Below are 14,028 nucleotides of genomic sequence, written 5' to 3' on the forward strand. Positions count from 1 at the left end.
CGTTTAAACTCTGCGCTGAAATTTCTTTTTTTCATTGAGGCACCTGTAATGTTCTGAGATGAGCATATCACCTCTGTTCAGGTGGCCAAATTCAGTAAACCACTACATAGAGGCCAGTTCTCCAGAGTCATCAGCATCAGTCATAGCGTGGAGCTGTCGAGCCTTGGACGGGTTAGCATCTTTAACTACCTGAGCTGGGGCGGTAGGCTGCACGTCTGAGGCAATAAAGCGACGCTGCCAGCTACGAGCTAAATCTGTAGCCGCTGCTGCTTCTTCTACACCCTCAGCCACCATAGCCGCTTTACCTGCTGCCTTAAAGCCTTTACGGATAGCACTGCCAATCCCTGTAATGTCCATCAGACCAAAGATATTATCTACATATTTATCTGTGATGGTGTATGAGCCATTACCAACAATCTGCTGGAATGCTTCATAGTTCTCTTGGTCAATGCTGTCAGGGAGGAGAATTGTTTTCCCCTCTTTATTTAACGCTGCTGCAATACTTTCCATTGCTGCCTGACGTTCTGCCAGAGGGAGGTTATTAAAATCAGAAACAATTTTCTCTTTACCAGAGCCGGGGAGGAAGAAAGCTTTTAACGCTTCTGAGCCTGTACCGCCTAACGCTGTAACCTGACCAGCAGTTTTAGCACCAGATACAAGGGGGAGAAGATCTTCAGCAAAGCCTACAGCATCAGGTAGAGCGCTTTGGTTGTCCTTCTGCTGCATAGCGTTAAACTGTTTCTGTTGTTCACGCTGATATTGAAGGACATTCCCAACACCTGCCGCCCATACTCCGCGTAAATCTGCTGCTTCCTCTGTCTCCCCCTGAACAGGTTGGGAGGCTTCTTTGGTTGCCAATAATGCGCGGGGGTTGTATAGCGGGTTATCCTTGCTGTTAATACTCTGGATAGCTTGTGCTTTCCATTCATCTGATACAGCGGGATTGGCTAGGAAGTCTGCTGTGGCTCTTCGGTATGCGTTCTGCTCTTCTACCACATACTTATCCGTTACCTGCTTCATGGTGGGGCTAGTCCCCTGATTCACCAGTTCAGTGTTAATAGCCTGATAGGTGGCTATCTGCTGCTGGGGGTCATTAGAATTAAGCAGGGCAGTAGTAGTGGCACGGCTGCGGTTGGACGCTAGGGACGTGGCAGGAGGGGGCGTTTCTCCAATTGCGTCCACATCCTGAAAATCTTCGATAGAATAGGAAGCTGTATCTGTGAAATCGTCCAGAGAGAAATCTTGTGCTGGGGTCTGTGTTGATTGCTGCTGTTCTAAATTATCTGCCATGAATTAGCGCTCCAGTTTTACAGGGATAACGTTATAAGGGAAAGTGTTGTCAGGATAATTGACACGGTATTTGAACTTAACGCGCTCCCCATCGAATAACGAGGTTGGAACATAAGACAACAATTCAAAGGCCATTAACCAGCCAAAGATCTCAGCCATTTCTTCTACATCAGCAATGCCCGTTTTCTTGCATACGGAAAGATAGCTAACAGAAATATCCCCGAAGCGGCTACCGAGTGAGGCTAGATACGCAAATACAACACGGTGATTCATAGGGAATTCAATTTCTTTATCTTTGAATTCAAATTTATTAACACCAAGGATAGACCATATGCGGAAGGGGGTTGATACCTCTTCAAAGATTGCTTTGCTCATAAGTGTTTTCTCTCTCTTATTCTTTCGCAAGCTTTGCATCTTCGTGCAATGCTTTAATAACTTTCTCAACGATATAAACATGGGAGCTTTTACCCTGTTCGTTCGCTGTCTTAATTAATAGCTCAAACATTTCTTTAGGGAATTTAAGGAACATAATAAAGCCTCACATGTTCAATTGATGATAGCATTAACAAGATGCCTCCCTTTCAGGAGGCGCTCTTAATTACTTCCCTTCGCGGAGGCTTTTAAAGAAGTCAATCCCGTCCTGCACATTGCGTAAAGGGTTAGGCTTATGGGCTTCTTTGCTACGTCCAGTAATAATATCCATCTGCTCTTTCTTGGTGAGGGTGTCGATACTCTCAATGCCATCTAACGGGTCAAAGTATTTCTTAGCCAGCTCTTGCTTATTTGCATGAGAAAAGAATTCCGCATGAGCCTTGGTGTTAAGGCGTCCGTATTGGTCACGCATTGGAGGCGGGGTGTCTGCTGCTGGGGTGCTTTGCTTGGTAAGTTCTGCTGCTACAGTGGCATGTGCCTCTGCTTCTGGCATACCCTTCTCAATGAGGGCGTTAACTACTTCTAAATACTGGTCTGCTGTAATAGCCATAATGGTTTCCTTTTGTTGGAATATTTAATTAGGAGAAGCTACGGATATCTACGGCTTTACGTAGAAGTTTCTTAGTTATTTTATCCCATGCACACATTTCCAAATTCTTCTCAGCAGAAATGAATTGACAGGTCTGAGGGGAATACACTTTAAATCCAAGGCGCTTAGACAGTTCATCTTTATCAAGTTGGTAATCACTTCCTGCCTCACACCATTTGTCATAGCCGCTCAGCGTACGGATATCTTCGAGGAAATGTTTGAAGCAATACCAGCGAGCACAGACAATAACATCCTTATAGGAGCCATTCTGTTTGTAGCCGCCATGCACACGTGCTAACAGGCGATTCCATAATGCGTATTCACGCTTGCTGTATGTCAGGGTTTTAGGGTCTGCTCCCCAGTAGCCTACGCCATAAACATCAGGCTCCATATAATCTTTAATGCTTCCCGCATTGATATGGAATTGAGTAGTCAGCGTTTCATACTGAGTGTTAAGGAATCGAATACGGTGCAGTGCGTTGCCGTGCTTATCACTTTTAACGTGACGCTCTACAACGGCGAAAGCATAGCCCGCTTTGTTTACATAAATTTCAGGGAATAATTGTGTCATGTCGTTTTCCTTTTTCTTATTGGGGCTTTGTGCCTGTTTATTATTTGGGAAAAGGGGAGGGGTTTTAGCGGTGTGTGTCTGTCCAAGAGAAAGTTGCGTCCATATCATAGATACCTTTAGCGGCTAAAATACGGTAGGCTAGGTCACTGTCCCTGTAGGACTTGAAAGCTTTAGGAGTGTGCTGTTTACGTGGAGAGGAGTTCTGCATTGCTTGTGTAATACCGGATGGAATTGTATGCATCAGTCTTTATACCCCAACATTTTTAGAAGGTGTTTGACAGTGCCAGCGTTAAACTCTTTACCGTGGCTTGTAAGGACGCCTTTATTATTCAGCGCATTTGCAAGAGCTGTTTCTCCGTAACCATATTCCAGAAGCTCCTCAACAATAGGACGCACTTTGAAATAGTATTTCTCACGGGCTGCCGCTCTTGCTGCTGCCAGAGAATTAGAAGGGTACTGGTATTCGATAATAGACATATTTATATTCCTAATGTAATTTTCAGTAGGGCTGACACTACCAGAAGGAACAAACCAGTTTTCCAGTTCAACCATTCAAGTGTCATAATGTATATGAGTTTTTCATTTAGCTTCTTCATAAGGTGGATTGTCTTAGATGTTATGTTAGGAACATAGCCGGACGGTTCAGGCGACCAAACCTTTACCGTCCATCACAGGGCTGGGTTAGAGCTGCTAGGCTATGTTTTATTAGGTGGGCTAAGAACATCACCACAAGGGCGAGTGATATTCTAACGTATATCCCTTATACGCTGCCCGTATTAGTATTCACTAAGGTAAGGATCGTATGGAAACTCTAGACGCATCTCATTTTCTATCTGCCTAACAGACGGAATAGCTATCCGCTCAATCATACGCTTCTGTGTTTCTGCTACTTTCTGGATATAAGCATCCGCTGCCACTGTGTTACCGGCAAGAGCCATTCTACGAATAACCATTTTGTCACCCTCTGTAAATGGGGCTGGGGCAATTACACAATTAGGAATGCATCCATATTTAGCGTTATCAGTAGCGTCCTGATTGAAATCAAATGCTGAATTCTTTTCAATGTTGCCACGTTCAATGTGATATGAAAGGCTTTTAATAACGCTCTCACATTTACGCAGAAGATAACGACAATATCTTTCTCCCGGTACAGCGTCCCCTTTTAAGGCGCGCTTAGCGGTTAAAATTTCCTGAATGAGTTCAACTGAGAGGGTGTCTAAATGAGCCAGTATGAACAGGAGTTGCCCTTGTGGGACTTCTGTATTAGCTCCAGCCTCTTTTAAACGTAATGCCCCTGTTACTACATCGTCAATCACAGCAGGCATAACAGCCACTGATTTAATTTCGGAGGTAGTAGTATATAAATCCTTACGGTCTAAGTTTAGAAAGATTGAACAGTAAGGGTTATCAATCACCTTAGGCTTACGCCCTCTACCTGATTTAATTTCGGAGGTAGTAGGTAAAGTCTCTTTCAAAGGGAGGCCAGTTAAAGCCATCTCTACTGCGCTACCGACATCATAGTCAGATGGTAAACATCCATACTCATATGGGTCTACTAACTCCCCTGTAGACGTGTCTACAAAGAAGCCTTCGATCATTTTTATCATCCTTCGTTTCCTTTTTATTATTCTTATTGGAAGGCTCTTATTAGTTAGGCTACTTTTTTATTTTTATTACTATCTATGTATTTCTAATGTACATCTAATATTTTATACCCTATATGTATATACACCCGAAAAAGTGATAATTGTTCCATTTATTTTTAAATTATTTTATAAGTGTCTGTATTCTGGATGAATTTATTTCCATTAAATTTACCATTTAGAATGCTTGCACGTCAGTGCGTCTAATTGATGAGAGGAATGTAGGTAGGTAACGCAGGGGGAATCCCCCGCACCCCCTTGACGCGACAAGACTACACTCACCTGACGGCTCGTATAGCTTGGGCAAAAGAAAGGGCTACCACTTGCATGATATCCCTTCTGCGTAAGACTATTGATGATAGTATTAAACTTTCTGCGTAACTGGCAGATTGTGCAGCCATAGCTGTGTCTGTTTGGACATTAACTACTACTTCCGAAATTAAAATTATAGAAAGAGATAATCAGGGGAAAGGAGGGTTTTGTTATAGGAGTGCGTGTAACGCCCTGCAAGCGTTTCTGTCATATACCCAGTGGGTATGTACTGCCCTATATTAGATGAAGGCGTGTAGGTAGTATACAGCTCGTTTTAGAGGGGGGTAATGTAATAGGTTACGATGATATAGGAGTTTAGCTAGAATCTTGCCATACCCTTCACCTATTAAAGGCTTGTCTCGTAAGCCATACGGAGAATCCATTCCCGCATATTGTGCTCCTGAAAGATTCAGGCTGCGTTATCTAATCAAGCCTTGCAATTATGGCGGGGAGGTATGAACATCCCGGCTTTCTGGATTCGACGCATCCCTTAAAGGCTCAAGCTTTTATCGCCATACATAGCCATGTTCCCCAGCAAAAGATTTCATGCATCTAGCATCACTCAATCTCCTCTGGACATCTAACTAGCTGGGTCAACTACTCACTCTATGCGTTTCCGTCACGCTGATTATCTAACCATCTTTAGTTAATTTCTCTATCGAACAACATTCCGCCTTCATTTGCAAGAAGTTTTAGCATTAATTGCATTCAACACAGCCATAATAAATCTAAACATCCATTTGATTGATGTAATTACACCTATCAAAAACATCCACTCACAAAACCTAGGATGGTTTAAATAAAATGTTAAAGCGTTCATGCGTATTTCTCCTTATTGCTCTGGAGGGTAGCAAGTTACGGCTAGATGAGGCTAGATATTTGAAAGCAATATAACCTGTTAGCTGTGATAATCGTTGTGATAAAACTGGTATAAAAGTGAGATAGTGCGTTGCTCCTTCTGCGTGAAGAAGCGATGACCGGGAAGGCGGGCTTGTGCTAACGAGCCACTTACCTTAAGCTGGCGATATATCAGAAGATTGTTTTACCAAATGACTCGGGGTGCCCTTCTTTGTGAAGGCTGAGAAATACCCGTATTACCTGATCTGGATAATGCCAGCGTAGGGAAGTCAGATGCCTACCCGGTCATCGCTTCTTTCCGCACGGCAGGAGCGAAACCATGCAGCCTGACCTGCTCGACTCACACGTTTTACATCAATTCCGAACCCGTTCCCCGCTCACGCACTGTATGACCAACGATGTCGTGCAGACCTTCACCGCCAACGTTCTGCTCGCGCTCGGTGCTTCCCCGGCAATGGTGATCGAAGCCGAGGAAGCGGAACAGTTTGCCGCGCTTGCCGATGCCCTGCTCGTCAACGTTGGCACGCTCACCGCGCCGCGCGCCCAGTCGATGCGTCGGGCTATTGAGAGCGCGGTAGCCGCGGGCACACCCTGGGTTCTGGACCCCGTCGCGGTTGGCGCGCTGGCGTTCCGCACCCGTTTTTGCCAGCAAATATTATCCCTTAAACCTGCGGCCATTCGTGGCAACGCCTCCGAAATCCTCGCCCTTGCCGGAATGAGTGCGGGCGGACGTGGGGTCGATTCCACCGATACGGCAGCGAGCGCGTTGACCGCTGCGCAGGCGCTTGCCCGCCAGACCCACGCCGTTGTAGTCGTCACAGGGGAAGTGGATCACATCACCGACGGCCAGCGAATCCGTACGGTCGCGGGCGGCGACCCGCTGATGACCCGCGTGGTAGGAACTGGCTGTGCGCTCTCGGCGGTCGTCGCCGCCTGCTGCTCGCTGCCTGGCGACAGGCTTGATAACGCGGCGGCAGCCTGCGGCTTTATGAAGCGCGCAGGGTCAGTTGCCCTGACTCAAAGCCGGGGGCCCGGCAGCTTTGTCTCCGCGTTTCTGGACGCGCTTTACGCGCTGGAGGAACAGGTATGACGCGCATTAATGCCTTGACTATTGCGGGAACCGATCCCAGCGGCGGAGCGGGGATCCAGGCAGACCTGAAAACCTTCTCTGCGCTCGGCGCATACGGGTGCTCGGTTATCACCGCGCTGGTTGCGCAAAACACGCGCGGCGTACAGTCGGTGTATCGCATTGACCCGGATTTTGTCGCCGCGCAGCTGGATTCGGTATTCAGCGACGTACGTATCGACACCACCAAGATCGGCATGCTGGCAGAGGCGGACATTGTTGAAGCGGTCGCTGAACGTCTCAAACACTACCAGATAAAAAACGTGGTGCTTGATACCGTGATGCTGGCCAAAAGCGGCGATCCGCTGCTCTCCGCCTCGGCTGTCGATACCCTGCGTAAAAAGCTGCTGCCGCAGGTTGCGCTGATCACGCCAAATCTGCCTGAAGCCGCCGCGCTGCTGGATGCGCCACACGCGCAAAACGAACGTGAGATGAAAGAGCAGGGGAATGCGCTGCTGGCGATGGGGTGTCGCGCGGTGCTGATGAAAGGCGGCCATCTTGATGATGCAGAAAGCCCGGACTGGCTTTTCACCCACGATGGCACGCAACGTTTCACCGCGCCACGCGTCCAGACCAAAAACACCCACGGCACGGGCTGTACGCTCTCGGCGGCGCTGGCGGCGCTGCGTCCTCGTCACGCCACATGGGCGGATACGGTGCAGGAGGCAAAGGTCTGGCTCTCGGGCGCGCTGGCAAAAGCCGATTCTCTGGAAGTGGGTCACGGTATTGGTCCGGTTCACCATTTTCATGCATGGTGGTAAGCCGTATACTGGCATGAAACTCATGCCAGAGAAAAACAGAGATGGAACAAGCGCATACCCGGTTAATTGCTCAACTCAAGGAACGAATTGCCGCACCGGACAACACGCCGCTGTATCTGAAATTTGCCGAAACGGTTAAGAACGCGGTGCGCAGCGGTGTGCTCGCGCACGGTAATATTTTGCCCGGCGAGCGCGATCTGAGCCAGCTGGCCGGAGTGTCGCGTATTACGGTGCGTAAAGCCATGCAGGCGCTGGAAGAGGCTGGCGTCGTTACCCGCGCGCGTGGATACGGGACGCAAATCAACAATATCTTTGAATATTCGCTGAAAGAGGCGCGCGGCTTTTCTCAGCAGGTGGTGCTGCGTGGCAAAACGCCCAACACCCTGTGGGTCAATAAACGCATCGTGAAGTGCCCGGAAGAGATCGCCCGCCATCTTTCCCTTGCGCCGGAAAGCGATGTGTTTTTGCTTAAGCGCATCCGTTACGTGGATGACGATGCGGTATCAATAGAGGAGTCCTGGGTACCGGTAGGATTAATTCCCAACCCGGACGACATTGGCGTCTCGCTTTATGATTACTTCCGCAGCCAGAATATCTTTCCGCAGCGCACCCGTTCCCGCGTCAGCGCCCGGATGCCGGACAGCGAGTTTCAGGCGCATATCAAGATGGACGATAAGATACCGGTGCTGGTGATCAAGCAAGTCGCGCTCGATCAACAGCAGCGGCCAATTGAGTACAGCATCAGCTACTGCCGCAGCGACCTATACGTCTTTGTGTGCGAGGAGTAGGGCCTCGCGCGTGGGGGCGCAGTCTCCACCGCGATGGCTGACTACCCAGGCGGCCACGGCATTGCCAAGCTGCACCGACTCTGGCAGTGACCATCCCGCAGCCAGCCCGGCAAGGGTACCTCCCGCATGGCTGTCACCGGCGCCGATGGTATCGACCACGGTAGCAGGAAACGCCGGAACGTGTCCGGAAGCGTCACCGTCGTACCAGACCGCCCCGTCTTTATCATGGCGTACGATTAGCGCAGCGCCAAACCGTTGCTGCCACTGAGTGCCGAGCTGTTCCACGTTCACGCCAAGCCATTCGGCGGCAAGTTCCGCCTCCTGCCGATTGAGCGAGACAACCGGTTTACGGGCCATAATCCGCGCCATCAGCGGGTCGGGAATATCCGCGATGCGCGGACCGAAATCGATAAAGAGCGTCACATCCTGAAGACGTTCCACCCAGGCCGTCAGCAGCTCGCCGCTGGGCGACGCCAGCTGGTAGCCGGACAAATAGATCAGGCTTTTCTCTGGCACGCTTAACCCGTCCAGCCAGCGCTGCTGCCACTGGTTCTCCACGCCGCTAAACGACATAAAGGTCCGTTCACCGTCAGGCTCCACCAGCGCCAGGCACCAGCCGTTATCGCCCGTTTCCGCTTCCACGGCGCTGTGCAGATCCTGCTTCGCCATGGCGTTACGGATAATATCGGCCCACACGCCGTGGCCGACGGGAAGGGCGTTTTGCGCAGCAATGCCGAGCCGCTTGAGGGCGATGGCGATATTCAGCGCGCAGCCGCCAATATTCACTCCCTGTTGCTTCAGCTCGATATCACACCCGCGCCAGGGCAGGGCGTAGGCGTCGGCAATCACGTCGATGACCGCCGCGCCGAGCACCGTTACGGGGCGCGTAGCGTGAAGGGTTTCGAGACGGCGGGCAAAAGCACTCATACGCCCTCCCTTTGCTCCCGGAAGTGCAGCAGTTTTTCGCAGTAGCGTCCGAAATCAAGCTGGTTTACGGCATCAAGTTCGCTTTTAAGCGCCGGATCAATGGCCTGTACACCGTGCAGCGCGCCACAGATGGCCGTTGCCATCGCGCCGATAGTGTCCGTATCACCGCCCAGGTTAGCGCATAACACCGCGCAGCGGTTCGGATCGGTGCCCGCAAGTTCGACCATCGCAATCGCCGCCGGTACGGACTCCAGTGTGCTCGTGCCCGCGCCAATAAGCTGATAGATCTGCTCGCTGGCGGACTCCGTACCGTTGGCTTCGCGCACGGTTTTCAGGGCCAGCTCAATACGAGCGGAAAGCGATGCGCTGAAAGTGGTCGTGTTCGCCTCCTGCGCCGCACGGGCAATACCCGGCAGGGCATCGGCGATGTTCTGCCAGCGCTCGCCGTCGATAGCGCGTGAAACCGCCCACGCGATCACCACCGCACCGGCGATGGCGAGATCCGATTTATGGGTCGGGCTGGAGGCTAACGCAACCTGTTCAACAAAATGTGCCAGACGCGTGGCCGGTAGCAGGCATCCCAGCGGGGAGGCGCGCATCGCCGCCCCGTTGGTGACGCCGTTATTTTCCAGGTCGCTCACCGGCTTGCCGTCACGGATGGCGTTCAGGGCAATTTTGGAGGTCGGGCCGAGCACATTCTTATTGAACGCGTCAAAATCCAGCGCCCAGTCCAGAATATGCTTACCGATAACGTCAGGATTTATTTCCCCGTCGCATTCGATAATCGCGTCGGCCAGGCACAGCGCCATCGACGTATCATCCGTAAATTCGGCCTGATTAAAGTAGCAGGCGGCATTATTCTCAGCCGGGCCGGGTAAGAAACGGTCGATCCAGCCGAAGTGCGCTTTCACCCGCTTGCGCGGCCACAGTTCAGACGGCATCCCCATCGCATCCCCTAACGCCTGCCCGTAAAGAGCACCGAGAATACGGTCTTGTTTCATTTAACTTCCCCTCGTGTCAGCGCGGTATCGCCATCAACCACCTCAATTGCGTTGATCTCTTTATCCGATTCGCGGAAAAACAGCATAAACAGCACGGCAATCACTACAATCATGATTGCACCAAACGTCCACATTCCGGCCCAGTTGAAGGTCAGCCCATTCACCGGCTCTTTATAGGCGAACATTTTTTCCATCATCACGCCGCCGAGACGGTAACCCAGCAGGCTACCAAAGCCCTGACAGCACAGCGTGATCAAGCCCTGCGCCGCGTTGCGCATATGCACGGGCGCTTTTTTATCCACGTAGATGTACGCGGTGACGTAATAGAAGTCATAGCTTACGCCGTGCAGCAGAATGCCGAGGAACAGCAGGGCGTAGGTGAAGTATTGTTCGGCGCCGCCGTAAACAAAGAAGCCGTAGCGAATGGCGGCGGTGATCAGCCCCAGCAGTAAGACCTTCTTAATACCAAAGCGTTTGGTAAAGAACGGCAGAGCGAGCATGAAGAAGATTTCAGAGAACTGGCCGAGGGTCATCCAGCCGGTGGCGTTTTTCATCCCCACTTCGGTGAGATAGCCGTTGGCAAAGATGTAGTAGAAAGCCAGCGGCATGGCGAACAGGAATGAGCAGAAGAAGAACACCAGGAAGTTTTTATCGCGCAGCAGGATCAGCGCATCCAGCCCCAGCATCACTTTGATATCCAGCTTGCCGGTGCTCTTCGGCGGGGTATTCGGCAGGAAAAGTGCGAAGACGCCGAGCAGAAGGGAGCTGGCAGCGGCCAACAGCAGCGGGATATTGGTGTCAGAGATGTCGCTATAGCCCATCATCTGCGGCAGGAAGCCGCACGCCAGGCCGGAGGCAATCCAGCCGATGGTGCCCATCACGCGGATGCGCGGGAAATCAGCCTCCACGTCATCGACGTTCGCAAAAGCGATGCTGTTCGTCAGCGCGATGGTCGGCATATAGGTCAGGGAGTAGGCCAGTAACAGCGGGAAGAAGGTGCTGAACTGGGTTTGCTGTGCTGCGAAATACATCAGAATCGCGCCAGCGAACATCAGCACGGCCAGCACTTTCTGGGCGGCGAAGAAACGGTCGGTCAGCGAGCCGACCAGGATAGGAGAGAGGATCGCGGCAATAGCGGTACAGGCATAGGACCAGCCAATTTCCCCGGCGGTAAACCCGCTCTTGCTCAGCCACAGCCACAGCGGCACAAACCACGCGCCCCAGATAAACCATTCAACAAACATCATGAATGACAGTTGGACTTTCGTTTTCATTTTTTAATCCTGCATGTCAGAGGTACGCATGTAACATACCATGTGATAATACCTTTTAAATACCTTTAAGGCGATTGTTTGATCAGTGTAACAAAAATGTTGTACATGAAACGAGCCAGCAGATTGTGCTTAAAAAAGTTGCAAATGGTGGAAAATAGGTTAAGTCGGTACCAGGCTTAGTCTGCCTGCAAAAACGTGGGCTTGGATCACACGCTCCGACATCATGTCGGACATACGGGAGCATCACTATGACTGATATTGCGCAGCTGCTTGGCAAAGACGCCGACAGCCTTTTACAGCATCGTTGTATGACCATTCCAGCCGACCAGCTTTATCTGCCTGGCCATGATTACGTAGACCGCGTCATGGTCGACAACAACCGTCCTCCTGCCGTACTGCGAAACATGCAGACGCTTTATAATACCGGCCGCCTGGGCGGAACCGGGTACCTCTCTATTCTGCCCGTTGACCAGGGCGTTGAACACTCTGCGGGGGCATCGTTTGCCGCGAACCCGCTCTATTTTGATCCGAAAAATATCGTCGAGCTGGCAATTGAGGCAGGCTGTAACTGCGTGGCCTCCACCTACGGCGTGCTGGCCTCCGTGTCGCGTCGCTATGCCCACCGCATTCCGTTCCTCGTTAAGCTGAACCACAACGAAACCCTGAGCTACCCAACCGAATACGACCAGACGCTCTACGCCAGCGTCGAGCAGGCGTTCAATATGGGTGCGGTGGCGGTCGGGGCAACCATCTATTTCGGTTCTGAACAGTCGCGTCGTCAGATAGAAGAGATCTCCGCGGCGTTCGAGCGCGCCCACGAGCTGGGCATGGTAACCGTGCTGTGGGCCTATCTGCGTAACGGCTCGTTCAAAAAAGACGGTGTGGATTACCACGTGTCTGCGGATCTGACCGGTCAGGCAAACCACCTTGCGGCGACCATCGGCGCGGACATCGTGAAGCAGAAAATGGCCGAGAATAACGGCGGCTATAAAGCGGTGAACTTTGGCTATACCGACGACCGCGTCTACAGCAAGCTGACCAGCGACAACCCGATCGATCTGGTGCGCTACCAACTGGCGAACTGCTATATGGGCCGCGCCGGGCTGATTAACTCCGGCGGTGCGGCAGGCGGTGAAACCGATCTGACCGACGCTGTGCGCACGGCGGTGATTAACAAACGCGCGGGCGGCATGGGGCTGATCCTCGGCCGTAAGGCGTTCAAAAAATCTATGGCCGACGGCGTGAAGCTGATCAACGCGGTTCAGGACGTCTATCTGGACAGTAAGGTCACGATCGCTTAAGTCTTTTCCTCTCACCCTAGCCCTCTCCCCAACGGGGAGAGGGGACTGTTCAGTGCATACGGGAAGAGGGCCGCCACCCGGCAACACATCAGCGCAAAAGCTGACAGTCCGGCGGCAACCGGCACTGCAACGCGCCGGGCAAAACTTCGATGCGGAATCGCTCGCCGCTGAGTGGCTCTCCATCGAGGTTAAAGGTCATGCCGTGTGGGGCGATCACTTCAAACCACGCGGATTTCCCGTCGATGATATTGGGGCTCTCCTCTGGCTGCGTCAGCGTCGTAAACAGCGCAGGCAGCAGCCCGTCGCCGGTAAAAATACGCAGCTGTAATTGACCGTCGTTGATCAATGCTTCCGGGCAAAGCTGCTGACCGCCCCCCGCCTGCCGCCCGTTGCCGATACCAATCACCAGCGCGTCGCCCTGCCAGTGGAAGTTTTCACCTTGGATCTCACAGCTGTCGGGCCTGAGCGTGTCCATGCGCATCAGACCATGGATGAGATACGAAACGCCGCCCAGCGCGGCCTTCAGTTTTTCCGGCGTTTCGCTGGTAATGCGGGTGCCGAAACCGCCCGTCGCCATATTGATAAAGCAGGTTTTTTCATTCACCTGAGCAATATCGACGGCGGTAGCCTTACCGAGAATGGCCAGTTGTAGCGCTTTGCCTACATCCTCCGGAATACCGGCGCTGGTGGCAAAATCGTTGGCGGTACCGAGCGGTAAAATCCCCATCGCCGGGCGAGCTGCGGCGTTGAGGTCAATGAGCGCACCGGCGATCTCGTTGATCGTTCCGTCGCCGCCGCCGGAAATGATGGTCTGAACACCTAACCTGATGCCCTCGTCGATGTAGCGCGCCGCATCGCCTTTTTCAAACGTTACCCGCACGTGTATGCATGCTCCGTCTTCACGCAATTCGGTAATCGCCTGGCGCAGCAGATCGTTGTCTGCACTCTTGCCGTTAAGAATTAATAAACTGTCTGGATAGGTTGCCATCCGGGTTGCTCCCTTTTTTAGCTATAGAAAGAGTGTATCCCAGAGAGGGAAAAAGCGGGTAAGAACAGGATGAAAGGCAAAAAATAAGCCCGCGTAAGGGCTTTGAAATCGACTAAAGAACCCCGTAGCGCTTACAGTGCATACTACTGCCGCTCAATTGACTATTG

At 51.9% G+C, this 14,028-nt stretch carries 14 protein-coding genes and 1 riboswitch; of the genes, 4 read left to right on the plus strand and 10 right to left on the minus strand.

Annotated elements, in window-relative coordinates; all coding sequences use genetic code 11:
* Nucleotides 1–102: 102 nt before the first annotated feature.
* From ACOTZP_RS21975 to ACOTZP_RS22000, 6 genes are all read right to left on the minus strand, one after another.
* A complete protein-coding gene (locus ACOTZP_RS21975) occupies nucleotides 103–1,290 on the minus strand; it encodes a hypothetical protein (protein WP_421633783.1) in 1,188 nt (395 codons plus the stop codon).
* 3 nt (nucleotides 1,291–1,293) lie between these two features.
* A complete protein-coding gene (locus tag ACOTZP_RS21980) occupies nucleotides 1,294–1,665 on the minus strand; it encodes a hypothetical protein (RefSeq protein WP_248069168.1) in 372 nt (123 codons plus the stop codon).
* A 223-nt stretch (nucleotides 1,666–1,888) separates the two neighbouring features.
* A complete protein-coding gene (locus ACOTZP_RS21985; RefSeq protein ID WP_421633784.1) occupies nucleotides 1,889–2,272 on the minus strand; it encodes a hypothetical protein in 384 nt (127 codons plus the stop codon).
* A gap of 28 nt (nucleotides 2,273–2,300) precedes the next feature.
* Nucleotides 2,301–2,990 (minus strand): hypothetical protein, encoded by a 690-nt coding sequence (locus ACOTZP_RS21990; protein ID WP_165469154.1) that lies wholly within the window; start codon nucleotides 2,988–2,990, stop codon nucleotides 2,301–2,303.
* Between the two features lie 132 nt (nucleotides 2,991–3,122).
* A complete protein-coding gene (locus ACOTZP_RS21995; RefSeq protein ID WP_165469155.1) occupies nucleotides 3,123–3,434 on the minus strand; it encodes a recombinase family protein in 312 nt (103 codons plus the stop codon).
* A 224-nt stretch (nucleotides 3,435–3,658) separates the two neighbouring features.
* Nucleotides 3,659–4,489: a hypothetical protein gene (locus ACOTZP_RS22000; RefSeq protein WP_421633785.1), complete on the minus strand. Its 831-nt coding sequence runs from the start codon at nucleotides 4,487–4,489 to the stop codon at nucleotides 3,659–3,661.
* Between the two features lie 1,393 nt (nucleotides 4,490–5,882).
* A riboswitch (TPP riboswitch) is annotated at nucleotides 5,883–5,979 on the plus strand.
* A gap of 35 nt (nucleotides 5,980–6,014) precedes the next feature.
* On the opposite strand from ACOTZP_RS22000, the gene thiM reads away from it, so the two are divergent.
* The 3 genes from thiM to ACOTZP_RS22015 are packed head-to-tail and all read left to right on the plus strand — an operon-like array spanning nucleotide 6,015 to nucleotide 8,370.
* Nucleotides 6,015–6,785, plus strand: coding sequence for a hydroxyethylthiazole kinase (gene thiM / locus ACOTZP_RS22005; RefSeq protein WP_046619145.1), 771 nt, complete (start codon nucleotides 6,015–6,017; stop codon nucleotides 6,783–6,785).
* Nucleotides 6,782–7,582 carry a bifunctional hydroxymethylpyrimidine kinase/phosphomethylpyrimidine kinase gene (thiD, locus tag ACOTZP_RS22010; protein ID WP_023300565.1) on the plus strand — a complete coding sequence of 267 codons (801 nt, stop codon included), beginning with the start codon at nucleotides 6,782–6,784 and terminating at the stop codon, nucleotides 7,580–7,582. The genes thiM and thiD overlap by 4 nt, the downstream gene beginning before the upstream one ends.
* Nucleotides 7,583–7,623: 41 nt before the next feature.
* Nucleotides 7,624–8,370, plus strand: a complete 747-nt coding sequence (locus ACOTZP_RS22015) for a GntR family transcriptional regulator (protein WP_022648658.1) — start codon at nucleotides 7,624–7,626, stop codon at nucleotides 8,368–8,370.
* Here ACOTZP_RS22015 and ACOTZP_RS22020 read toward each other — a convergent pair.
* The 3 genes from ACOTZP_RS22020 to ACOTZP_RS22030 are packed head-to-tail and all read right to left on the minus strand — an operon-like array spanning nucleotide 8,344 to nucleotide 11,572.
* Nucleotides 8,344–9,297: a PfkB family carbohydrate kinase gene (locus ACOTZP_RS22020; protein ID WP_023306586.1), complete on the minus strand. Its 954-nt coding sequence runs from the start codon at nucleotides 9,295–9,297 to the stop codon at nucleotides 8,344–8,346. The genes ACOTZP_RS22015 and ACOTZP_RS22020 overlap by 27 nt on opposite strands.
* On the minus strand, nucleotides 9,294–10,298 hold the full coding sequence (locus tag ACOTZP_RS22025) for an ADP-ribosylglycohydrolase family protein (RefSeq protein ID WP_199125752.1): 1,005 nt from the start codon (nucleotides 10,296–10,298) through the stop codon (nucleotides 9,294–9,296). The genes ACOTZP_RS22020 and ACOTZP_RS22025 overlap by 4 nt, the downstream gene beginning before the upstream one ends.
* Entirely contained in the window at nucleotides 10,295–11,572 is a 1,278-nt protein-coding gene (locus ACOTZP_RS22030) for a nucleoside permease (RefSeq protein WP_271075280.1), read from the minus strand. The genes ACOTZP_RS22025 and ACOTZP_RS22030 overlap by 4 nt, the downstream gene beginning before the upstream one ends.
* A 248-nt stretch (nucleotides 11,573–11,820) precedes the next feature.
* Here ACOTZP_RS22030 and fbaB point away from each other — a divergent pair, with 248 nt between their 5' ends.
* Complete coding sequence (fbaB, locus tag ACOTZP_RS22035) at nucleotides 11,821–12,873, plus strand: class I fructose-bisphosphate aldolase (protein WP_022648654.1); 1,053 nt, start codon at nucleotides 11,821–11,823, stop codon at nucleotides 12,871–12,873.
* A gap of 88 nt (nucleotides 12,874–12,961) precedes the next feature.
* Here the strand turns inward: fbaB and yegS are convergent, their stop codons facing one another.
* Nucleotides 12,962–13,861, minus strand: coding sequence for a lipid kinase YegS (gene yegS, locus ACOTZP_RS22040; protein ID WP_271075279.1), 900 nt, complete (start codon nucleotides 13,859–13,861; stop codon nucleotides 12,962–12,964).
* Between the last annotated feature and the right edge of the window lie 167 nt (nucleotides 13,862–14,028).

Origin of the sequence: Enterobacter cloacae complex sp. SYL001 (assembly GCF_049237025.1) — a bacterium.
Lineage (GTDB): Bacteria > Pseudomonadota > Gammaproteobacteria > Enterobacterales > Enterobacteriaceae > Enterobacter > Enterobacter intestinihominis.

Bases quoted from the DNA above. Each gene is read 5' to 3' on its own strand.
- ACOTZP_RS22000 (WP_421633785.1), bottom strand. From the start codon at position 4,489: ATGATAAAAATGATCGAAGGCTTCTTTGTAGACACGTCTACAGGGGAG.
- ACOTZP_RS21990 (WP_165469154.1), bottom strand. From the start codon at position 2,990: ATGATATGGACGCAACTTTCTCTTGGACAGACACACACCGCTAAAACC.
- yegS (WP_271075279.1), bottom strand. From the start codon at position 13,861: ATGGCAACCTATCCAGACAGTTTATTAATTCTTAACGGCAAGAGTGCA.
- ACOTZP_RS21985 (WP_421633784.1), bottom strand. From the start codon at position 2,272: ATGGCTATTACAGCAGACCAGTATTTAGAAGTAGTTAACGCCCTCATT.
- ACOTZP_RS22015 (WP_022648658.1), top strand. From the start codon at position 7,624: ATGGAACAAGCGCATACCCGGTTAATTGCTCAACTCAAGGAACGAATT.
- thiM (WP_046619145.1), top strand. From the start codon at position 6,015: ATGCAGCCTGACCTGCTCGACTCACACGTTTTACATCAATTCCGAACC.
- thiD (WP_023300565.1), top strand. From the start codon at position 6,782: ATGACGCGCATTAATGCCTTGACTATTGCGGGAACCGATCCCAGCGGC.
- ACOTZP_RS21995 (WP_165469155.1), bottom strand. From the start codon at position 3,434: ATGGTTGAACTGGAAAACTGGTTTGTTCCTTCTGGTAGTGTCAGCCCT.
- ACOTZP_RS22025 (WP_199125752.1), bottom strand. From the start codon at position 10,298: ATGAAACAAGACCGTATTCTCGGTGCTCTTTACGGGCAGGCGTTAGGG.
- ACOTZP_RS22030 (WP_271075280.1), bottom strand. From the start codon at position 11,572: ATGAAAACGAAAGTCCAACTGTCATTCATGATGTTTGTTGAATGGTTT.
- ACOTZP_RS21975 (WP_421633783.1), bottom strand. From the start codon at position 1,290: ATGGCAGATAATTTAGAACAGCAGCAATCAACACAGACCCCAGCACAA.
- ACOTZP_RS22020 (WP_023306586.1), bottom strand. From the start codon at position 9,297: ATGAGTGCTTTTGCCCGCCGTCTCGAAACCCTTCACGCTACGCGCCCC.
- ACOTZP_RS21980 (WP_248069168.1), bottom strand. From the start codon at position 1,665: ATGAGCAAAGCAATCTTTGAAGAGGTATCAACCCCCTTCCGCATATGG.
- fbaB (WP_022648654.1), top strand. From the start codon at position 11,821: ATGACTGATATTGCGCAGCTGCTTGGCAAAGACGCCGACAGCCTTTTA.